General features: G+C 35.3%; 17 protein-coding genes and 1 riboswitch. Of the genes, 5 read left to right on the forward strand and 12 right to left on the reverse strand.

Features of this window, described 5'->3' with window-relative positions; all coding sequences use genetic code 11:
- Positions 1-2,791: GH92 family glycosyl hydrolase (locus AB4Y90_RS04215; RefSeq protein WP_441556173.1), on the reverse strand; the 2,791-nt coding region annotated here is incomplete at its 3' end.
- A gap of 127 nt (positions 2,792-2,918) precedes the next feature.
- Here AB4Y90_RS04215 and AB4Y90_RS04220 point away from each other — a divergent pair.
- Positions 2,919-4,022 (forward strand): Mrp/NBP35 family ATP-binding protein, encoded by a 1,104-nt coding sequence (locus AB4Y90_RS04220; protein ID WP_441556175.1) that lies wholly within the window; start codon positions 2,919-2,921, stop codon positions 4,020-4,022.
- Positions 4,023-4,064: 42 nt separating this feature from the next.
- Entirely contained in the window at positions 4,065-4,313 is a 249-nt protein-coding gene (locus AB4Y90_RS04225) for a NifU family protein (protein ID WP_051882657.1), read from the forward strand.
- A gap of 154 nt (positions 4,314-4,467) precedes the next feature.
- Here the strand turns inward: AB4Y90_RS04225 and AB4Y90_RS04230 are convergent, their stop codons facing one another.
- The 6 genes from AB4Y90_RS04230 to AB4Y90_RS04255 all read right to left on the reverse strand — a co-directional run bounded on the left by AB4Y90_RS04230 (position 4,468) and on the right by AB4Y90_RS04255 (position 14,072).
- Positions 4,468-5,862, reverse strand: a complete 1,395-nt coding sequence (locus tag AB4Y90_RS04230) for a T9SS type A sorting domain-containing protein (protein WP_441556177.1) — start codon at positions 5,860-5,862, stop codon at positions 4,468-4,470.
- A gap of 109 nt (positions 5,863-5,971) precedes the next feature.
- The gene (locus AB4Y90_RS04235; protein ID WP_441556179.1) at positions 5,972-9,037 is read right to left on the reverse strand and encodes a choice-of-anchor I family protein; all 3,066 of its coding nucleotides are present in this window, start codon (positions 9,035-9,037) and stop codon (positions 5,972-5,974) included.
- 193 nt (positions 9,038-9,230) lie between these two features.
- Positions 9,231-9,851 (reverse strand): class I SAM-dependent methyltransferase, encoded by a 621-nt coding sequence (locus AB4Y90_RS04240; RefSeq protein WP_441556181.1) that lies wholly within the window; start codon positions 9,849-9,851, stop codon positions 9,231-9,233.
- A 157-nt stretch (positions 9,852-10,008) separates the two neighbouring features.
- The gene (locus AB4Y90_RS04245; protein ID WP_441556183.1) at positions 10,009-10,890 is read right to left on the reverse strand and encodes a Ppx/GppA phosphatase family protein; all 882 of its coding nucleotides are present in this window, start codon (positions 10,888-10,890) and stop codon (positions 10,009-10,011) included.
- Positions 10,891-10,990: 100 nt separating this feature from the next.
- Complete coding sequence (gene ppk1, locus AB4Y90_RS04250) at positions 10,991-13,063, reverse strand: polyphosphate kinase 1 (protein ID WP_441556184.1); 2,073 nt, start codon at positions 13,061-13,063, stop codon at positions 10,991-10,993.
- A gap of 181 nt (positions 13,064-13,244) precedes the next feature.
- Entirely contained in the window at positions 13,245-14,072 is an 828-nt protein-coding gene (locus AB4Y90_RS04255) for a transposase (protein WP_441556196.1), read from the reverse strand.
- A 159-nt stretch (positions 14,073-14,231) separates the two neighbouring features.
- On the opposite strand from AB4Y90_RS04255, the gene AB4Y90_RS04260 reads away from it, so the two are divergent.
- Both AB4Y90_RS04260 and dnaK read left to right on the forward strand, forming a co-directional pair.
- Positions 14,232-15,458 carry a zinc-dependent metalloprotease gene (locus AB4Y90_RS04260; RefSeq protein WP_441556186.1) on the forward strand — a complete coding sequence of 409 codons (1,227 nt, stop codon included), beginning with the start codon at positions 14,232-14,234 and terminating at the stop codon, positions 15,456-15,458.
- Between the two features lie 154 nt (positions 15,459-15,612).
- A complete protein-coding gene (gene dnaK, locus AB4Y90_RS04265) occupies positions 15,613-17,505 on the forward strand; it encodes a molecular chaperone DnaK (protein WP_441556188.1) in 1,893 nt (630 codons plus the stop codon).
- A gap of 152 nt (positions 17,506-17,657) precedes the next feature.
- Here the strand turns inward: dnaK and tenA are convergent, their stop codons facing one another.
- The 5 genes from tenA to AB4Y90_RS04290 form a co-directional block, all read right to left on the reverse strand.
- Entirely contained in the window at positions 17,658-18,308 is a 651-nt protein-coding gene (tenA, locus tag AB4Y90_RS04270; RefSeq protein WP_441556190.1) for a thiaminase II, read from the reverse strand.
- A complete protein-coding gene (gene thiD / locus AB4Y90_RS04275) occupies positions 18,295-19,128 on the reverse strand; it encodes a bifunctional hydroxymethylpyrimidine kinase/phosphomethylpyrimidine kinase (protein WP_441556191.1) in 834 nt (277 codons plus the stop codon). Before thiD ends, tenA begins: the two co-directional genes overlap by 14 nt.
- Entirely contained in the window at positions 19,125-19,763 is a 639-nt protein-coding gene (gene thiE / locus AB4Y90_RS04280) for a thiamine phosphate synthase (RefSeq protein WP_441556192.1), read from the reverse strand. The genes thiD and thiE overlap by 4 nt, the downstream gene beginning before the upstream one ends.
- Positions 19,760-20,557 carry a hydroxyethylthiazole kinase gene (gene thiM, locus AB4Y90_RS04285; RefSeq protein ID WP_441556193.1) on the reverse strand — a complete coding sequence of 266 codons (798 nt, stop codon included), beginning with the start codon at positions 20,555-20,557 and terminating at the stop codon, positions 19,760-19,762. The genes thiE and thiM overlap by 4 nt, the downstream gene beginning before the upstream one ends.
- Positions 20,558-20,618: 61 nt before the next feature.
- Positions 20,619-20,711: riboswitch (TPP riboswitch) on the reverse strand.
- Positions 20,712-21,272: 561 nt separating this feature from the next.
- On the reverse strand, positions 21,273-21,629 hold the full coding sequence (locus AB4Y90_RS04290; RefSeq protein WP_441556194.1) for a response regulator: 357 nt from the start codon (positions 21,627-21,629) through the stop codon (positions 21,273-21,275).
- Positions 21,630-21,948: 319 nt separating this feature from the next.
- Between AB4Y90_RS04290 and AB4Y90_RS04295 the strand changes: the two genes are divergently transcribed.
- On the forward strand, positions 21,949-22,567 hold a 619-nt coding region (locus tag AB4Y90_RS04295; RefSeq protein ID WP_441556195.1), incomplete at its 3' end, for a TonB-dependent receptor plug domain-containing protein.

Raw genomic sequence — 22,567 nt, forward strand, 5'->3', positions numbered from 1 at the left:
CTTCTCCACCTGCTCCCTGATGCCATTCCGGAAGTTTTCCGAAATGATACGCTTTTACTTTTACAAAGCGTGCCTCAGTCGGAAGAACTGTTGTTCTGAAATCTTTTACCTGAACATTGGTATCTTTTGGATCGATGTCGTTTTCTAAAGTTTTCAGAAGAATAAACGTTTTCCCATCCATTGAAGCGTAATATTCTACTTTTTTAGGCATTAAAATCCATGCTCTGCTGTCTTGTAGATAAGTTGAAGAAATTTCATTGATTTGCTGTGGAGATTTAAAATCGATAATTGCTTCCACAGTTTGTCCCTGATAACCCTGCCATTCACCTTTTCTCCAATTGACATCACCGTTGATTCCATCGATAATTGCTAATTTTCCACCTGCAGTGTATTGCGGATTTACCGTTGCGTTTATGGTTACATCCCAATGATTGGGCCTTCTGTTGAAGTTGGCTGTTGTAATTCCGCTTTTCTCGCCATTTCTTTCGGCATAAGTGGAAACTTGTGTTGTTTTGCTGATGGTAAAAGGTTCTTTGTAGACTTTAAATGTTTTTCTCACATTTTTGTCGTCTTCATCCATCGTCATGTAATAGACTTTATCTTTTTCATTCAAAGGCGTGATTTTTACCTGAGTCGTAAAATCAAAGATTCTGTCTGCCGCAATCACAGGAGATGCAGTTTGTTCTGTATATTTTAAATCTTTAGCAACTTTTACATTTTCAAAACCTAAATGTTTAAGCTCACTTTTAGGAGTGTTTTTGGTAATAGTTCTGGTCGTCCCGTCTTCTAAATGTAGTTTAACCTCATCAAAATAAGGTGTTACGGTTTCCCATTCAGGTTTTCCGGGAGTTACTGAGTAGATTCCCATTGTGCTCAAAATGTACCAAGCGCTCATTTGTCCGCAATCTTCGTTTCCAATCAGTCCGTCCGGAGAGTTTTTGTAAAAATTATCAAGAATATATTTAATTTTTTCTTCTGTTTTTTGTGGTTTATCAACGAAATTATAAAGATAAGCGATGTGATGACTTGGTTCGTTTCCTTGAGCGTATTGTCCCATTAAACCTGTAATATCCACTTGTTCTCTTCCTGTCGTTTTATCAGAAGCGGCGAAAATAGCATCAATAAACTGTTCAAATTTTTCCTTTCCGCCATGCGTCTGAATTAATCCCGGAATATCTTGCTGAACAGAGTAGGAGTAATGCCAAGAATTTCCTTCTGTGTAATTATTGTTCACTTCATTTGGATCAAACGGTTCGTACCAATTCCCGTTCTTTCTTGCCTGCATAAAACCGTTGTTCGGATTGTAAAGGTTTTTCCAGTTTTGAGAACGTTTCATAAAATATTCGTAATCTTCTTTTTTGCCTAAAATCTTCGCCATTTGAGCGATACACCAGTCGTCATAAGCATATTCCAACGTTTTAGARACGCTTTCATGTTCATCATCAATGCTGATGTAATTTTTCTGTTTATATGCATTTAAACCAAAAATATCCTGCATCGCAGAGTTTTTTGCAGCTTCAAAAGCCTTTTCATAATCAAAACCTGTGATTCCTTTTGCCATTGCGTCTGCAATTACAGAAACACCATGATAACCGATCATGCATTCTGTTTCGTTGGAAGCCAGTTCCCAAACCGGAATTCTTCCGCCCTGTTCACGTTGTTTAATAAACGTATTAACGAAATCTGCCGTTCTTTTTCTGTCGATTAAGGTCATCAAAGGATGCGCTCCCCTGAAAGTATCCCAAAGTGAAAACACAGAATAATATCCGAAATCATTTGCTGTGTAAAACTTGTTGTCTCTTCCACGGTATTTTCCGTCAACATCCATATTGATATTCGGTTGTGTGAAAACATGATACATTGCCGTGTAGAAAATTGCCAGTTTGTTTTTATCATCAGATTTAACTTCAATTTTTGACAATTCTTTATTCCAGTCTGTAACTGCCTGATTTTGAATTTCACTGAAATTATTTGATTTTCCTTCAGCTAACATATTTTTTGCTGCCCCTTCATAACCCGTCGGAGAAATCGCAACTTTTACACTTATTTTTCCTCCTTTTTTTACTTGAGTTGAAAAAGCTACAGCTAATTTATTTCCATTTAAAGAAACCTTTTTTTTGCCTTCGCTAATGCCTTCAATTTTTTCACCGTTTAAATATTCTTTTGAAATTTTCATCGGTTTTGAAAACTCAATTCTTGCATAAATGTATTGATTCGTTGCCCAAGCTTCACTTCTTCTGAAAACTTCAATGGTTTTGCTGTCAATAATTTTAACTTCGCCTTCAAGCAATTTATCTCTGTGATTTAAATCTAAAATAATATTAGCATTTCCGGCTTTGTTGAATTTATATTCGTGATAACCGACTCTTTTGGTCGTTGTTAAACGAACATCAATATTGTGCTTGTCTAATTTAACAGAATAAAATCCGGCAGTAGCTTTTTCATTTTTATGAGAAAATTTTGATGAATATTCTTTCGGCGTTAATCCCGGTTTTCCCATTGTGGGCATCAACATGATGTCTCCGTAATCAGAAACTCCTGTTCCGTTTAAGTGGGTATGAGAAAATCCGTAAATTACAGAATCGGAATAATGATAACCGCTGCAGCCGTCCCAGCTTCCGTCAATTCTCGTGTCCGGAGAAAGCTGTACCATTCCGAAAGGTACAATCGCACCCGGAAAAGTATGTCCGTGACCGCCCGTTCCAATAAAAGGATTTACATATTGCGAATAATTTTGTGAAAACGAATTATTGGCAATTAATCCTAACAGAACGAATAATATTTTTTTCATGGATATTAAAATTAAAATCGCCCTAAATTACACAAAAATTCCTTCAGCAAAAGAATTTATCTATCAGCATCTTTATTGATTTCTAATCATTAAAAAATCCGTAAATTTGTAGACAATTTATATTTTTATGTTGACTAAAGAAAAAGTTCAGAATTTCCTGAAAGAGATTGAAGTAGACGACTTGGTGTCGAATTTTCAGTTGATGGGAAATGATGTTTATATCGATATGACTGCGCATTCTCCTGCAATGCACGAAAAGAAAAAGCTTGAGGCAGCAATGAAGCAGGCTTTTGCGAGCGAATTTGGAGAGGAAATTAATCTTAAACTTAAAATTGTTTCTCCGGAACCAAGCGAAGTTCAGTTAAGCCAGATCAAAGGAAAACAAATTCCTGGAATTCAGAATATTATTGCCATCGCATCAGGAAAAGGTGGAGTTGGTAAGTCTACCGTTTCTGCAAACCTTGCGGTAACTTTAGCGAAAATGGGCTTTAAAGTGGGTTTATTGGATGCCGATATTTACGGGCCATCTGTTCCTACCATGTTTGATACAGAAGGTCAAAAACCAATTTCTGTTGATGTAAACGGAAAAAGCTTAATGAAACCTATCGAAAATTATGGTGTGAAAATGCTTTCCATCGGATATTTTTCGGGAGCTAATCAGGCGGTTGTATGGAGAGGACCAATGGCTTCAAAAGCTTTGAACCAGATGATTAGAGATGCAGCTTGGGGAGAATTAGACTTCTTATTAATCGACCTTCCTCCGGGAACCGGAGATATTCATTTATCAATTATTCAGGAAGTTCCGGTAACGGGAGCGGTGATTGTCAGTACACCTCAACACGTGGCTTTAGCAGACGTTAGAAAAGGAATCGCTATGTTCCAAATGGAAAGTATTAACATTCCGGTTCTTGGATTAGTGGAAAATATGGCGTATTTTACACCGGAAGAATTACCTGACAATAAATATTATATCTTTGGAAACCAGGGAGCACAATATTTAGCGGATGATTTAAATATTCCGGTTTTAGGAGAAATTCCTTTAATTCAAAGCATCAGAGAAGCGGGAGATGTAGGAAGACCGGCTGCTTTACAGGAGAACTCTAAAATTGCTGAGATTTATAATGAAACTGCCAAGAAAATGGTAGAAAGCTTAGTGGAAAGAAACAAGTTTCTTCCTCCGACTGAAGCGGTAAAAATCACGACAATGGCAGGTTGCTCGCCAAAAAAATAATTAAAATAATTTCAAATACATTTTTGAAAACCAAACCCAAATATGGAGACAAATATAACACACGAAGACACTGTAACCCGAGTAATGGAAGCTCTGGAAAGCATTCGTCCGTTTCTGAATAAAGACGGCGGTGATATTGAGCTTTTGGATGTAAAAGACAATACTGTTTTTGTAAAACTTTTAGGAAACTGTTCAGGTTGTTCTCTTAATTTCTCAACTTTGAAATTAGGCGTTGAAAACACCATCAAACAGCACGCTCCTGAAATTGAAAAGGTAGTAAATGTAGAGTAAAAAATACGACGATATATTTTTTGAAGACAGATCTTGGAGGTCTGTCTTTTTTTGTGAGTTTATGTTTGAATGACTTTGAACCTTGTCAAGGTAATAATTCGCATGCAAATTAACCTTGACAAGGTTTTATTGTTTTAAGAAGTACTTTCGTATATTATTTCTTAAGAATTTTTTCAGTTACTGTTTCTCCATTCTTAAATTCAACCTTTAAGAGATAGAAACCACTTACTAATTCTGAAATGTCAGAATTATTTTTATTTACAATTTTTATTAGCCTTCCATCGGTAGAATATATTTTTATATTTTCTATAATTTCTTTAGTAGAGTAAACTAAATTTGATTTAGCCGGATTTTCAAAAGAAATTAAATTTTCAGACCTACTTTCAGCTGTTGATAGAGTTGAATTTGTGATATTGTATTTAGTAACTACATAATACCATTTGTTTGTAGCGATATCTATTCTGTCTCCTCCTACATACAATGTATTATCTTTTGATAAAATTGAGGTGTAATTTCCTGTTGGAATAGCAATTTCTTTATATGAATTTTGAGAATTCAATGGAATAAGGTTGCCAGAATTATCATAGCTGACGATGAATGGTGAATCTGTAGAAGTTGTTCCTACAAAATATATTTTATCTCCTGCAAAATCAAAATTGCTGTAGAATTCAAGTGTATTATTATCAGTGGTTAGTGAAACAATATTTGATGAAGCGCCGTTATAGCTTATTTTATTAAAATTATAGCCATCTATATCCAAGCTGTAAATACTTCCATCCGATACTTGTTTTGAAGAATATGTACCTGGATTTTGATAGGTGAAAGTACCGTTGGTGCCAAATGAGCTAATTAGGTTTCCAGTAGTGCTTATTTTCTCAATTTTAGTATCATAAAAGTTTAAAATATCAGAATTTGATAATTGAATATTTCCATCACTAAGATGATTAATGATTCCATTATTTCCATATGAGAAATCAATAGTTCCATTTGACAATAGCTTTATAAACTTACTGCCAGTCGATATAATTATTGAATTGTCAGATAACACACATGCAATATTGTCTCGAAATCCAATTGATCCGTCAAAATTAGTAGTAAATTCACCATTAACACCAAAAGTTGTATCAATTTGTCCTGTAGCTAAATCATATCTTAAAATGCTAATTTTTGAAGATGAATCTATTGTAGTTCTTTGAAATGTTACGAGAAATTTATTTGATCCCTGTGGAACAATTGTAAAGTCGCTTACATAATTTGGTAGTGTTATGGTGCCACCTGATCCAAAACTTGTATCGAAAGTTCCATTGGTGTTTAATTTATGAATTTTGTTTGGATATATGGAAATACTTGATGGGATATCTTTTCCAAAAACTAAAAGCTTATTATCAGAGCTTTCTATTATTTTTAGGTCGTCAGCTTCGCCAATTAATGGTATTGAAACAATTCCATTGTTTCCAAAAGATGTATCTAAATTAATTGTTTGAGCGTTAAGATTAAAATAAAACGCAGAGACCATTGCTACGGTCATAGTAGTAAATTTCTTTTTCATTATTGTGTTTATATATTGTGCAGTAAATTTAGTACTTTTTTTATAACTACCAAAAAAAGCCCCGAAAAAATTTCGAGGCTACAAAAGTAAATTATTAAGTAAAAAAAAATTATTTCACGATGATCCTCTTCACTTCACCTTCTGAAGTTTTGATTAAATAAACTCCCGTATTTAATTTTGAAGTATCGATGGTTAATGCGTTTTTCTCTTTTCCAAGAAGTTTCCCGCTCATGTCATACAATTCGTAACCCATTGCTCTGTTAAAGTACAGTGTATTTCCTTTGTTTACAGGATTCGGGAAGATGTTGAACGTTGCTTTCTCGGTCTTCACTTCTCCGGTTGATAAGTTCGTAGGCATCGTGATATCGTAGATGGAAAGCGTTCCGCTAATTTCGTTGGCAACAACTAAATAACCTTTTCCGTTTGGATTATTGGTAATGCTTTCCGGTGCGATATAAGTAATTCCTTCCGGACCGTTGTCTCCGCCGAACGCAGAAGTCATTCTTGAATGTTTGTAATCGGTAAACGTAACGTTATTCGGATCGGTTACATTATAAACCATCACGCCTCCGGTTCTTTCCAAAGTGATGAATGCAAAAGTCTGAGTTCCTATTTTTCCTAAAGTTACGCCTTCCGGTTCCGGACCTTTTGCACGGCTTCGGTTTTTTGCTCCGTTTTCTTCGTTATCAGCGTTGAAAATTAATGGATGATTGGCTGCAATGTATCTTTCAAACTGATCTCCGCTGTCATAAACGAGTTGTTTTGTATCTGCATTGAAAATTGAGAACGATCTTGCTCCTAAAGCATTGATTTCTTCAAAATCTGCGTCTCCGTCTGTATTTCCATTGACATTCGTAACTCTGAATCTTCCTAAATTATGGGAAGCTTTCAGAATTGAAGCATTCGGGAAAATGGCTGAATCTAAAGTATATCCGTTTGCTCCAACTGTTGTTCTTTCGCTGAATCCGCCTAAATCTTTTTCATCTCCTTCGTTTGCGGTAACCAGATAATTGGTGTTTCCAATCTGGAAAGAAGCCATTGCATCAGGATTGTAATACGCTTTTACAGGCCAGTTTGCAATTAAAACTTCGCCGTTATTGTCTGAAGCATCAAAACCGTTTCCTGGAAGACTCATGTCTTTTTTACCTAATCCCCAAATGTTTCCTAAAGTATTATTGGCTAAATTAACCTCAATAATTCCGTTGTTTTCCTGGCAAGAAACCCAAGCTTTCTGGCTGTCTGCGCTGATTGAAATGTACTCAGGCTCTAAATCCTGGGCTAAAGTACTCGTAGATTTTACTTTTCTTCCGCCTGAGGCGATAAATGCAGCTTCCTGAGCGTTGTATCCAGTGAAAGAAAGTGTTGTTACATTCGATTGCGTTAAAGCCGGAATTCCACCTGAAATATTAATAATCGAAATTGAACCTTCAGGATCGACTGTGTAAGCATCGTTTGGTTCACCTTCATTGGCGGTCATTACTTTTGTTCCGTCCGGTGTGAAAGTAACCATATCCGGTAAAATCCCAACTTCAACCTGTTTTAGGTAAACACCGTTGGTGTCAAAGAAAACAACTTTTCCGTTTCCTTGTGGATTGGTTGCGTTTGGAGAAGCTACAGCAACGATTCCGTTTTTCACAGCGATACTTGTAATTCCGCCGTAAGGAGCCATATCTACTGTCTGAATAACAGATGGTTGTGCAGGATTTGAGAAATTTATAATATCAAAAACATCCGTCAAAGAACTGATCGTAAATAATCTCTGAGTTGCCGCATCATGAACTACAATTTCCGTCGAGCTGTTATTATTTCCTGAAGGGTCAAAACTTCCGATATAATTTAACGAAATCTGGTTTGAAGGAACCGGAGCCGCTTTATCATTATCAATAATATAAATTGTAGAAGTAGTGTCTCCTGTAATTGCCGTTCCTACAGGATTTTCTAAACCTAAAACAAAATATTCTGCCTGTTGTTCTGCTGCTGTATCATCAATAATCGGAATATTTACCGTTATGCTTGTCGTTGAAGGTGTAATATTGATTGTCTGACTTGTAAATGTAAAATCGCTGCTGTTTGCGGTGTTGAAAGAAGCAGGTTTTACAACCAAATCTACCGTTGCATTCGAAGGATTATTAATATTGATTTTAAATGCTAAAGTTCCTGCATTTTCGTTGATTTTAATTAAAGTTTTATCTAAAGAAATACTTGTTCCTGCCGTTGTAAAAGTACTTGACGTTGCGGTTGTAACTGCGTTATCACTTGTGTCTTCAACCATATTTAGTTTTAAAGCTAAATAATAAGCCTGACTGGGAAGCAAACCGCCTGAAGGAATTACCGTAATGGTATTGTTGGTGAAAGTTGTCGTAAAAGGAACTGTGTTTCCTGTAGCATTATTTAATTTTAATTCAACTAAATTTTGTGCATTTGCAGAAGTAATCGCAGAGTTGTCAATCAACCTTACGTTTTCGTTGAAAGTAATTGTAGGATTTACTGTTGTTGAAGCGTTGTTCACATTATTTGCAGGTAAATAAGCAACCGTTGGTGGAGTCGTGTCAACTCCGCCGATTGATGTGGCATCAACAGTGAAGTTGTCGAATCTGTTGTTTCCGACTGCGCCTCCTATTCCCTGTGAAAACTCAACTTTAAGCTTGAAATTAGGATTGTTTGAAACGCCTGCAACATTCGAAAAATCAAATGTAATCAATTGCGGATTTGCATCTTGCGGAGATACCGTTTGGTAGGTTGTGTACGTTGTTCCATCTAAAGAATAAGACCACGTCTGAGTTCCTGCTCCGGAACCTGATCTTCTGGTAGAAAATTTTACAATAACATTATTATATCCTGTTGTAGGCAAATTAAACTTCACATTTCCGTTGATCGGATAGTTGTACCTCAAATGCGTTCCCGAAGCGTCTCCGTTTCTTGCATTTAAATTATCAACATTAAAGTTTTGGTTTGTACCTCCCGCAAAATCAATAAAAGTATCTGTGTTTCCTGTTCCAGTAGAAGTTGCGGTGATTGAGCCATTTAAAAGTGTAGAAGTAGGCGTTGTAATGGCGGAAACCGACGCATTATTATTAAAATTCCAGTAGTGAACCAATGTACTTTGTCCTGAAACTGCGCCATGAAATAAAGCAGCAATCGGCAAAAGACCTCTCAAAAGGTATTTGTTTTTCATTTTTACTAATTTTTAGATTATTGCAAAAATGAAGATTGTAAGTTGTGAGGCTTTTAAGGGAATTTTAAGAAATAATTAATATTTTATTTAAAATGATTGGGATTCTTTAAGTTATTGTTAATTTTCTTAATAAGATTTAGCAAACGCCAATTTTTTAAAACTTTGTAGGATTTTTTAGCAGGATTTTATTTTGCTAATTTTCTTTTCTTTTAAAACTGCAAAACAGGAAATTTTGTATCGTATTAAAAGGTGTTTGATGATTTTCGGTGATACATGCAATTTTGTCAAAATCATTTTTGAATTTATCGGTCAATGTTTCTTCACTGTATTGTGTAATGTCGAGTCCGCTACATTTTGTAGGTCCGTTTGTTGAAAATGTTCCTAAAATCATAAAACCTTTTACAGATTTTTTTGCCAGATCTGTATACTTTGAAATTTGCTCATCTGTTGTCAAAAAATGGAAGCTTGCGCGATCATGCCAAACGTCAAAAGTTGTTGTTGGCTGAAAGTCGATAATATCGCTTACTATCCAATTTACTTTTTTAGCTTTATCGCCGAGACGAATTTTTGCCTTTTCAAGTGCTTTTTCAGAAATATCTAAAACGGTAATGTTTTCAAAACCGTTTTCAAGCAAATAATCAGCAAGTTTGCTGTCTCCGCCGCCAATATCAATAATTTTAGCGCTTTTGTCTATATTAAAAGAAGAAATGAAGTCAAGCGAAGTTTTTGGAATTTCCTGAGTCCAACTTACCTGATCCTGGTTTTTAGTTTCATAAACTGTTTCCCAATGTGCTTTTATGTCTTTATTGCTCATTTCTTATTTAATAAATGTTTTAAACAATAGTTTTAAGATAATGTGAATTTTCTTTTTTTGAAAATAATGTATCTCTTTAACAGCATCACATTTTTAAATGACACTATTTGGTTGCTAAATTTAATATTAATTTTTTTTAAGCAGAAAAAATAGGTTTTTATTTTCCCGAAACCTTCTCATAAATATTATGAATCAACCCATCCGCTACAGAAATTTTAGGCACAAAAATCCTGCTGATTTCAGACCAGGTCATGACGTTGTTGTAGATTTTCAAAGCATGTCCCAAAACATCTGCACGATCCTGTCTCAGATTGTATTTGCTCATTCTTTCATCTACGGTAAGCGCATTGATTTCTTTGTGGATTTTTTTCAGATAGGTCGCAGACATGGGTTTTCCGTCTTTGGTTTTGCTCATCGAGAAAGCTTTGTTGATGTTTCCTCCCGAACCAATCGCAACAATCGGCTTTTTGCTGTTGATATTTTTCCGGATTTCCTCTTTCATTTCCTTCCAGTTGTCTTCACTCACCAGATCGTTGAGCAGTCTGATCGTTCCGATGTTGAAAGATCTCTCGTAAACCATTTTTCCGTTTTCATAAAAAGTAAGTTCTGTAGAACCGCCTCCAACATCTACATAAAGATAGGCAAAATCTTTGTCGAGACCTTCTGCAACGTGGTTTTCGTAGACTAAAGTAGCTTCTTCGTCACCGGAAATAATTTCAATATCTATATCTGAAGTTTCTTTTACTATTTTGATGATTTCCTGTCCGTTTTCTGCGTCACGCATTGCACTGGTTGCACAGGCGCGGTAATGTTCTACTTTGTATATTTTCATCAGATCACTGAAAATTTTCATAGAATCAATGACCATTTTTTCTCTTTCTTCACCGATTTTTCCAAGGGTAAAGACATCCATTCCCAATCGCAGCGGTATTCTCAGAAGATTTAATTTAATAAACTCAGGTTTTCTGTTTTGAATTTTTACTTCATTAATTAAAAGTCGGGCTGCATTACTTCCTATGTCTATCGCTGCAATGATCATTTTGAATGTATTTTATTGAATTTCAGTTGGTTGATTTTAATTTGTATTTTTTAAAAATCCGAATTTACGAAAATATTATTTTTTCCTTTTTATAATGAATTTATTTCACTGTAGTTTTTGCTTTCAGGTATTTGTAGGTTTCAATTTGTGACCGGCATTCTGCTTCACCGTTGCTGATGTATTTATTGCTCAGCTTTTTATCTAAAATTCTTGCCTTTACATTGTCTTTTAACTGAATGTCGAGAATATCTTTAAGCTCTTTCTTAAGATTCTTGTCAACTATTTTTGCTGCTGCTTCTATCCTGTAATCTAAGTTTCTGTTCATCCAGTCGGCAGAAGAAATGTAGATGTCTTCAGAACCTTTGTTATAAAAATACATCACTCTTGCATGCTCCAGATATTCGTCAACAATACTTATGGCTTTAATTTTCTGCTTAAATTCTTTCTGATTGATCGCGCAGTAAATTCCTCTTACAATCATTCTGATCATCACTCCGGCTTGCGCAGCTTCGTACATTTTAGTAATTAAGGCACGGTCGCTTACAGAATTTGCCTTGATGATTATTTCTGCTTTTCTTCCGGCTTTGGCTTCTTCAATTTCTTTATCAATATAATGCACGATTTTTTCACGCATAAATTGCGGACATACCAAAAGCTTCTTACAGGTTTTTAGAACCGATAAATAATCTTCTTTCGGTTTTTTGAGTACTGTGAAAACCTTATTGATATCTGCCATAATCCCTCTGTCTGAAGTCATTATCAAATGATCGCCATAGATTTTTGCCGTTTTTTCGTTAAAATTTCCTGTGCTTACAAAACCATATTGCAGGGTTTTATTATGTACCCGTTTTTTGATGATGCACAATTTGGCATGTACTTTTTTGTCCGGAATTCCTATTAAAACGTTAATTCCTTCGGGTTCAAACATCTCTTTCCACATAAGATTCGATTCTTCATCAAATCTTGCCTGAAGCTCGAGCATTACCGTTACTTCTTTCCCGTTTCTGGCAGCATAAATCAGCGCATTGCTTATTTTTGAATTGCTCGCCAAACGATAAGCAGTAATCTGGATAGATTTCACATCGGGATCCATCGCAGCTTCACGCAACAAATCGATGACAGGAGTATAAGTATGGTACGGAAAACTCAGTAAAACATCTTGTTTCATAATAACATCTGTCACTCTCTCGCCATGCTCAAAAGCCTGATGGGTAAAAGAAGTTCTTTCTACCGGTTTTTTGCTGTATTCAATCACGTCAGGAAAATCCATAAAATGTTTAAAATTATGAATCTTTCCACCGGGAATAATGCTGTCTTTTTTACTTAAATTTAATTTTCGAATGAGCAATTCGAGCATTGCTTTATCCATATCTTTATCAAAAACAAAACGGGTAGGCTTCCCTTTTCTACGGTTTTTCAGCCCTTTTTCTATTTTTTCTGCAAAATTGGTTTTGATGTCGTTATCAATATCCATTTCTGCATCTTTCGTTACTTTAAAAGCATGGGCAGAAAACTCGTCGTACCCGAAATAAGAAAATATATGCGGAAGGTTGAATGTAATGACATCTTCAAGCAGCATGACGTTCTTTTCTTCGGGATCTTCGGTAGGCAACAAAACAAACCTTCCTACAAAACGTGACGGGATCTCAATAATTGCATAGTTGCTGTGGTAATTCCAGTCTTTTTTTCGCATGGCAACACCCAGATAAAGACTTTTGTCTCTCATGTAAGGCATTGGCGTATTTTCGTGAAGAAGGATCGGGATCACATTCGATTCTACCACTTCATCAAAATATTGGCGTACAAACTCTTTCTGTTTGACACTGAGGTTTTTAGAAGTTTTAATGAAAACTTTCTGCTCAGCCATTTCAATCTGAATTTTTTTCCAGGTTTTATCGAAGTCAGCCTGCTGTGTAATGACAATCTCGTTGATTCTCTGAAGAATCTTTGATGGTGGCTGATAAAACGATTCTGCGATTACTTTTTCTTTAAAATCCATTGCACGTTTCAGACCGGCAACACGCACTCTGAAAAATTCATCCAGATTATTTGAGAAAATCCCGAGAAAACGAATTCTGAGATGAAGCGGCACGTTTTCGTCCATTGCTTCTTGTAAAACTCTTTCGTTAAACGCTAACCAGGTAACATCTCTGGGATTAAAATGTAAAGACATATTTGGGTGTAAAATTTATCAAAAATAGGAATAAAACTTTTTGTTTGCAGGGATCTAAAGTTAATTCTTAATTAAATCTTTAGTTGAAGCAAACAATTATCTCTTTAAAATTTTTCATATTAAATTTAGAAAAAAAATAAAGTTAAATTGTAATTTTTATTGTTTTATGCAATGAGGTCATTTAAACTTTTTTAGATTTATAAAATTTGTTGAGAGCTATAACCATAAAAGCGATATAATTAAAAGACTTCCAACTCGATACTGTTGTGTCAAAACGATTAAGCAATGATCGGAAACTGTCTAGCCAAGCATTAGTTCTCTCTATAGCATATCTTTGTCTATATAAAATTTCATCAAAATAATAATCTTCCGTATCTGTTCCATTCCGTTTGTTGAAAGCAATATTGGCTATAATTTCTTTATCCTCACAATGCTTTCTGAAATTCCCGGAATCAAAACCCGAATCTGCATTCATAAACAATCCTTCTATAGCAATATCTGCTTTCTCTAACGTTTGGGTGATTTGATCAAAATAGGTCTCAATATGATAAAGATCGTTGTGATTCCTAGAAATAGGATCGGACATTGCCAAAGGCAACCCTTGTCTGTCCGTAAAATAAAGGGCAGTGCTTGTCTTTCTCTTTTTTCGTCCTTGATAAGCTACCTCTTCTCCTCCTCTTAAAGCTGATGTATGGCTGCCATCTAAATCTCCACTTGATAAATCCAACTTGGATTTGTTTTTGGATAATAATTGTATCCAGCAATCTTCCCAAATATTCCCTATACACCATTTACGATAATGATAGAAGACACTTTGATAGCTTAAAACTTTATCTTCAAAAAGACTTTTTACAGGTAAATATGCCCATTGAACGCCTGTTTTAAGCTTATATAAAATACAGTTAACAATCTCCGCCAAAGGAACTCTCGGTAAAAATCCTCGTTTTGGGGTCGGAAGATTTGGTACGATCTCAGTTTCTATTATATCTTTGTCAAGTACTTGGTACATCATTGGCTTGCTTTGTTTTTTTATGTTTTGCAACACAAAAATAGGCAAGCCTTTTTTATAGGAAAAGTTTAAATGGCTTCAATATTTATTTTATGATTTTTAATTTTTTTGGTTGCTATTGTATAAATTATTTACATTCGCCTATTAAATTAATTTAAAATGAAAAAATATCTATTATTGCTTGCAATTTTGATGATTACGGGTGTTAATGGTCAAAGATTTTGCGCAACTGATCAGAAAATGAAAGAGTTTTTTGCAAACAATCCTGATGCATTAGCGAAGAAACAAGATTTAAGAAATTATTTAACAACTAAAAATACAACTGCTAAAAATACACAAACAGTTGTAACTATTCCTGTTGTGGTACATGTTCTGTATAAAAATGCAGACCAAAATATCTCTGATGCTCAGATTGCTTCGCAAATTGCAGTACTTAATGCTGACTTTAGAAAATTAAATACAGATTATAACTCTGTAGTTCCCGATGCATTCAAGCCTTTTGGAGCTGATCTGGAACTCGTTTTCTGTTTAGCAACAGTGAAAAGTGATGGTACAACTACTACAGGTATAGAAAGAAAGTCTGTAACTGCAGGTTTTAATTTTCCCAATAATTATTACAAAGCTGCGGGACTTTTGGCTTGGGATCCTACAAAATATTTAAATATTTGGGTAGGAGATATGCCTAGTCCTTATTTAGGATGGGCTTATTTACCAGATGCAGCGGGTTATCCTGAAGATGGTTTGGCAATAGGTTACAATTATTTTGGAACAATCGGCTCTGCAGAATATCCTTATAATGGAGGTAGAACTGCAACACACGAGATTGGTCATTATTTTGGGCTTTTGCATCCGTGGGGTGAAGATTACAGTCTTTGTGGAGATCTAGATAACGACGACGGTTGTGCAGATACACCTGCTATAAATGATGCACACTATGGTGGAAATGTTTTTCCGGATAATTCTAATATGTGTAATCCGACCGCAAACGGAGCTATGTTTATGAATTTTATGGATTATGTAACAGATACAGAAATGGCATTTTTTACAAACGATCAGAAAACAATTAAGACAAACACGATGAATGGACCGAGAGCCAGTCTTTTAAATTCTAATGCTTGTACTTTTTTATCAGTTAACGAGGTTGAAAAGGCTAATTCAATAAATCTATTTCCAAATCCGACCACACAGTATATTTCAATAGCATCACCATTAGTGAAGATTAATGAGGTAGAAATATTCAATGCTGAAGGAAGATTGGTTAAAAAAGCTTTCATTAAAAATGAAACCGATAAAATTGATGTAAAAGATTTTGCTTCCGGGGTGTATTATGTAAGAACTTATAATGATAAAAACTTTATAAAGTCTATGAAATTCATCAAAAAATAAGTGAAAATATTTCCAGCTTTATTAAAACAAAACTTCGATTAAATCGGAGTTTTGTTTTTTTTATGTCAATTTGTCACAAAAAATCTAATGGTACAGATATTGAGAAATTGTGAGTGTAAAATAAATTTTAAAAATTAGAAAAAATATAAATATTATGAGTAAAATTATCGGAATAGACTTAGGTACAACCAACTCTTGCGTTGCAGTAATGGAAGGTAAAGATGCTGTAGTTATCCCTAATGCAGAAGGTAAAAGAACGACACCTTCTATCGTAGCGTTTACTGAAGATGGTGAAAGAAAAGTAGGAGATCCTGCAAAAAGACAGGCGGTAACAAACCCGAAGAAAACAGTATATTCTATCAAAAGATTTATCGGAACTCACTTCAAAGAGGATGCTCAGGAAATTTCAAGAGTACCTTATGAAGTTGTTGCAGGACCAAATGATACTGTAAAAGTAAAAATCGACGACAGAGAATATACGCCACAGGAAATTTCTGCAATGACGCTTCAGAAAATGAAGAAAACTGCTGAAGATTACCTTGGGCAGGAAGTAACAAGAGCGGTAATCACTGTTCCTGCTTACTTTAACGATGCTCAGAGACAAGCTACAAAAGAAGCTGGTGAAATTGCTGGTCTTAAAGTAGAAAGAATCATCAACGAGCCTACAGCAGCAGCTTTGGCTTATGGTATGGATAAATCTCACAAAGATCAGAAAATTGCAGTGTACGATTTAGGAGGTGGTACTTTCGATATTTCTATCCTTGATTTGGGAGACGGAGTTTTCGAAGTATTGTCTACAAACGGTGATACACACTTAGGGGGTGACGATTTTGATGATGTAATCATCAACTGGATGGCTTCTGAATTCCAGTCTGAAGAAGGTGTTGATTTAAAAGCTGACGCAATTGCTCTTCAAAGATTAAAAGAAGCAGCAGAAAAAGCAAAAATCGAATTGTCTTCTTCTCCGCAAACTGAAATCAACCTTCCTTATATCACAGCTACAGCTACAGGTCCGAAACACTTAGTAAAGACTTTAACTAAAGCTAAATTTGAGCAGTTATCTGCTGATTTGGTAAGAAGATCTATGGAGCCTGTTGCAAAAGCATTGAAAGATGCAGGTTTATCAACTTCAGATATCGACGAAGTAATCTTGGTAGGTGGTTCTACAAGAATCCCGATCATCCAGGAAGAAGTTGAAAAATTCTTCGGTAAAAAGCCTTCAAAAGGGGTTAACCCGGATGAGGTTGTAGCAATCGGTGCAGCAATCCAAGGTGGAGTTTTGACAGGAGACGTTACAGACGTTCTTTTATTAGACGTTACACCACTTTCTTTAGGTATCGAAACGATGGGTTCAGTTTTCACTAAATTAATTGATGCAAACACTACGATACCAACCAAAAAATCTGAAGTTTTCTCTACAGCTTCTGACAACCAGCCGGCTGTAAGCATCAGAGTAGGACAGGGTGAAAGACCAATGTTCAACGATAACAAAGAAATCGGTAGATTTGACCTTACAGATATTCCGCCTGCACAAAGAGGAGTTCCTCAGATTGAAGTTACTTTCGATATTGATGCGAATGGAATCTTAAGCGTTTCTGCTAAAGATAAAGGTACTGGTAAAGAGCAGTCTATCAAAATTCAGGCTTCTTCTGGTCTTTCTGACGAAGAAATCGAAAGAATGAAGAAAGAAGCTCAGGAAAATTCTGCAGCAGACAACAAGAGAAAAGAAGAAGTTGAAATCTTCAACAAAGCTGACGGATTGATCTTCCAGACTGAAAAGCAGTTGAAAGAGTTTGGTGATAAATTGTCTGCAGACAAAAAAGCAGCAATCGAAACCGCTCACACAGAATTAAAAGCAGCTTTCGAAGCTAAAAACGGAGATGATGTAAAAGCTAAAACCGAAGCTCTTGATGCAGCTTGGATGGCAGCTTCAGAAGAAATGTATGCAGCAGGACAGCAAGGTCAGGGTGCAGATGCAGGACAATCTCAAGGAAATGCAAACGGAGCAGATGATGTTCAGGATGCAGACTTCGAAGAAGTAAAATAAGCAGTCACAAACTGATTTGAATATAAATCCTCAGGCGTAAGCTTGAGGATTTTTTTGTTTTTAATTGATAAAAAGTTTAGAACAATTTAAAAATAAAAAAACGGATGTATATTTTGTAACATCCGTTTTACTTTTAATTATTATTTCTAAATTCAAATCCAGTTTTTGTTATCATAAGCAGCTTCCCAGAAATAGTATTCCATTCGTGAGGAAGTTAAAAAAGCCTCAGTCATTTTTTCTCTGATGGCATGAGTTGTAGCAGCAGCCACCACATCGCAGATGTTAATCGCCTGTTGAACGGCATCTGCAAATTCTTCACCACCATAAGTTTCAATCCATTTTTGGTAAGGATTATTTTCAGATTTTACGTTCTTGTAAATGTGATCACCTACTTTTTTATAGATCCAGAAGCAAGGTAATACTGCTGCCATAGCTATTTCGACAGAATCGAGCGCAGCTGTGCTTTTGAGAAAATGTACATAATGGTGACATACAGGCTGCATTTTACCTTTATCCTGTAAACCAAAATCTTTAAAATAAGATTCATGCAGCGCATTTTCTACGATGATTGCGGTTYCTGCATATTTCAGGTATTTTAAAGTGTTTCTGATGTCATGTGCTCTTGCTGCAATCAGTGCCAATGCTCTTCCAAAATGTTCCAGATATAAAGAATCCTGAGCCATATAAAACTGAAATTTTTCTTTGGGAAGGCTTCCGTCTGCCAATTGGGAGACAAAAGGCATGGTAAGAATAGCTTGATATCGTTCTTCAGTTTGTTTCCAGGTTAGTTCAGACCAATTCATTTTTAATTAATTTATGGGGATTAAAAAAGTGATTAAGCGGACCATTTCCTTTTCCGACGGCAACATCTTTTCCGTTTTTAATAGCTTCAAAAACATATTGCTGTGCTGATTCAACAGAATTGAATAGATTTTCACCTCTCGCTATAAAAGCAGCAATAGCCGAAGAAAGCGTACATCCGGAACCGTGAGTGTTGTTTGTTGCAAATTTTATAGTTTCAAAACTAGATTGTTTGCCATTTTCTTCAAATAATAATGAAGTAACGGTTGGCAATTCCTGATGTCCGCCTTTAAGAAGGATATTTTTACAACCCGATTGTAAAATTTTTTCACCGGCTTTTTGCATATCTTCTAAAGTTTTAACTTCCATTTTTGCCAGGATCGAAGCTTCGTCCATATTTGGGGTAATAATTTCTGCAATGGGGAATAATTGTTCAACAATCGTCTGAATGGTTTCTTCTTCAATCAACCGATGTCCGCTTGTCGCAACCATCACAGGATCAAATACAATCGGGATTTTTGGATATTTTTTTAAAGTATTTACAATGGTTTCAACCAATTGAGAGGTATGAACCATCCCAATTTTAATAGCATCAGGAAAAATATCATCAAGCACAGCTTTTATCTGGTCTGCAACAGCTTCAGTCGGAACAGGATATATTTTTCTAACACCCATTGTATTTTGAACGGGAAGTGCAGTAAGTACCGATGTTGCATAGCATCCCAAAGCTGAAAACGTTTTGATATCTGCCTGTATTCCTGCACCGCCGCTTCCATCGAAACCTGCAATGGTAAGAACGGTTGGGTAAGTGTATTTTTTCATTTTAATATTTCGTTTTTAATTTCGTAGGCTGCTTTTTCAGGATTTTCAGAACCACAAATGGCAGATACAATAGCTAAAGAATCTGCGCCGGCTTTTATAATTGAAGCTGCATTTTTAGAATTGATATTTCCGATGGCAACAAGTGGCTTGTCTGTAAGAGATCTTATTTTTGATAAACCTTCCAATCCCCATTCTGTCACGGTGTCTTTTTTGGTTTGGGTGCTAAATATCGGACTGATTCCTAGGTAATCTGATAATTCTGTATTTACACCTTCCAATTGACTTAGATATTCAATGGAATAGCCGATCATTTTATTTTTAAAAAATAAATCATTTCTCAGACTTGACGGAGATCTGTCGTTATTCCCGACATGAATTCCTGCTGAACCAACTTTTTCGGCAACTTCAAAATGATCATTAATAATAAGCGGAATATTATATTTATCGGTAATCTCTTTTAAAGCTAATGCTTTTTGAAGAAAATTTTCTGTTGAAATATTTTTTTCACGCAGCTGAATGATATCAACACCGCCCAGAATCGATTGTTCTGCAACTTTAAGAAAGTCTTTTCCTAAACAATCTTTCTCTGAAATGACTAAATAAAGCTGATAAGGAAATGATGATTTTAAAGTCATTGCTTTACCATTTTTAAATGATTATAAAATTCATCTTCTGTAATATTGTACAGTTTATCAATAATGTTGAGTTGCAAACTTCCGGGACCTGCACTCTGTTCAGCGGCTATTTCTCCGGCTATTCCCAATAGGCTCATTGCAGAGACAACTGCGTCAGTTTTGTTTTCAATGACTCCGATAAAAGAACCGATCAATGCAGTTGCTGTACAACCGAGCCCGGTAACTTTGGTCATCATCGGATCGCCGTTTTTTAAATGTATTTCCTGAGTTTCATTGATTATGATATCGGTTTCACCTGAAATACAAATTATGGATTTATGATTTTGTGCTAATATTTTAGCGGCTTCTATGGCTTCATTGCTTTGTGCGGTACTGTCGACGCCTTTTGTAATTGTATTGCTGGTTTTTGAAAGAGCAATAATTTCGGAAGCATTTCCTCTGATTACTGTAGGATTAAAAGAAAGAATCTTGCTTAAAGCCGAATCCCGGAAAGATGACGCTCCGGCTCCTACAGGATCTAAAATCCAGGGTTTGTGTAATTCGTTTGCTTTTTTTGCAGCCAGAAGCATCGCTTCTTCCCAGTATTCATCAATTGTACCGATGTTGATAACCAAAGAATTTGAAATGTTTACCATTTCTTCCACTTCAGATTTTGCATGAGCCATGATCGGTGATGCGCCAATTGCCAGAACTGCATTTGCGGTGGTGTTCATCACAACATAATTGGTGATGCTGTGAACGAGGGGAGATGCGTTTCGTACCTGAACGATATTGCTCCAAAGATTATTTTCCATTCTATTATTTTTTATCAATAAAAGCTTTAGGATAAATCCGGAACAACAGCCGTCATGAAGAATATGGCTCATTGCTTTTCCCTACGTCGGTGTAAGCCGTATCAGGTTCAAAGGGACTCTCTCAATTCTTTTCAGAATACCCCTAAAGCGTAACACAAAAGTATTGAAAAATATTGATTATAAAAATCACATTGCCCTCAAAAATAAAGTAGTTTTTTAAATATTGAATATATTTTTAACATTAAGAAATTAAGACCTTTTAGCTTACAAAACTTAATAAAAAACAATTCATTGTTGCCTTAATCATATTCAGCTTAATTATCTAAAATTCTTAATGTTAAAGATAAGAATAAACAAAGTTTATTTAATTTAGAGAATTAAGAGATAGTTTATAAAAAAGATTAAATAAATTTTAACAGGCTCTAAGTTTTAATAAGAGTCTGTTTAAAAATTAATAAATATGAATTTCATGATTGGTTTTTCGCAAAGGCGCAAAATTGTTTAACTATAGTATGCTTTAAGGCGCAAGGATTTTATCTTCGATAAAATTGATCAGCATTATAAAAGAAAATCTTTGATTTTCTCCTTGCGTCTTAAAAACAGAGAACTTTTATAAATCTTGCGTCTTTGCGTTTTTTCAATAATTTAAACAGGCCCTAAAATAAAATATCCCTGAAAGAAGTTCCAGGGTATTTAATATATAATAGATTGAATGTTATGCAGTTAATGTTTCAATTTTTATAAGAACATCATCAATATCGAACGGTTTAGAAATAAATTCATCGGCATTGCAGGAGTTGATCACATTTTCTGCTTTTGCATGAGCACTGATGATCATTACAGGAATTTTTGAGGTAGCCTCATCTTTTTTTATCTGATTGCATAAATCTGTACCCGAACCATCCGGTAATCTTACATCTAAAATAAAAATATCGGGAACAACCGACTGATCTCTATTGTTGAAGGCTTCAACGGTGGCAAATGAACGCACGTCATAATTTTCGAATGACAGGAGCAATTGTAATGCATCTCTGATGCCTGTCTCATCTTCTACGATAAAAATTGTTTTCATGTCTCTTGCCTGGCAAAAACAAAGCCAATGTTTAGATTATGTTAAATATTTTAAAACAAATTTTCTATATAAGCCAGTATTTTTCTTTTTTAAATAAAGTTTTTAGCTTAAAAAATAGCTGTGAAACATCAATTATCAGACTGTATTTCTATCTTAAGAGATTTGAGCAGGTGACTGCAGGATAGCAGAAATTTTCGATAACTATACTTTTATAAAAATAAAAATATGAGAAATATCATGTGGGTTTTGATGATACTTTTTCGCTTTTTATTTTAATACAAATCATATTAGTAATTTTTAATAATCACCAAATCACGAAATGAAGAGATCCATAATAACTCTTGGTATTTTACTAAATACCACAGGTTTTATCTTCGCCCAGGAAACACAAACGTCCGGTAAAGCAAAAGATAGTACGCAAACCAATCCTAATAATAAAACGAAAGAGATCGAGGAAGTAGTCGTTATTGCTTACGGCACACAAAAAAAAGGAGAAGTTACCGGAGCTGTAGGAAAAGTAAATACGGCAAGCTTTAAAGACCGCCCCATTGCGAGAGTTGATCAGGCTTTGACAGGTCAGATTGCGGGAGTAAAAACCCGTGCTACTTCTGGGAAACCGGGAGAGCCATTAGAAATCAGGGTGCGTGGTTCTGCTTCTATTTCGGCAAGTAATTCTCCTCTTTATGTAATAGATGGAATGGTCGCAGATGATATGGCAAATGTTTCTCCGGATGATGTGCAATCGATTGAAGTGCTAAAAGATGCCGCTTCTACTGCAATGTACGGATCAAGAGGTTCTAACGGGATTGTAATTGTAACAACTAAAAAAGGAGTTTCCGGAAAGCCGTCATTTTCATTTTCTCAATATTACGGAGTTCAGACGATCGAAAAAAAGCTGGATATTATGAACAGCGCAGAGTGGATCGATTATGCAACCG

Origin of the sequence: Chryseobacterium sp. 2TAF14, assembly GCF_052115105.1 — a bacterium.
In the GTDB taxonomy this organism is placed as follows: domain Bacteria; phylum Bacteroidota; class Bacteroidia; order Flavobacteriales; family Weeksellaceae; genus Chryseobacterium.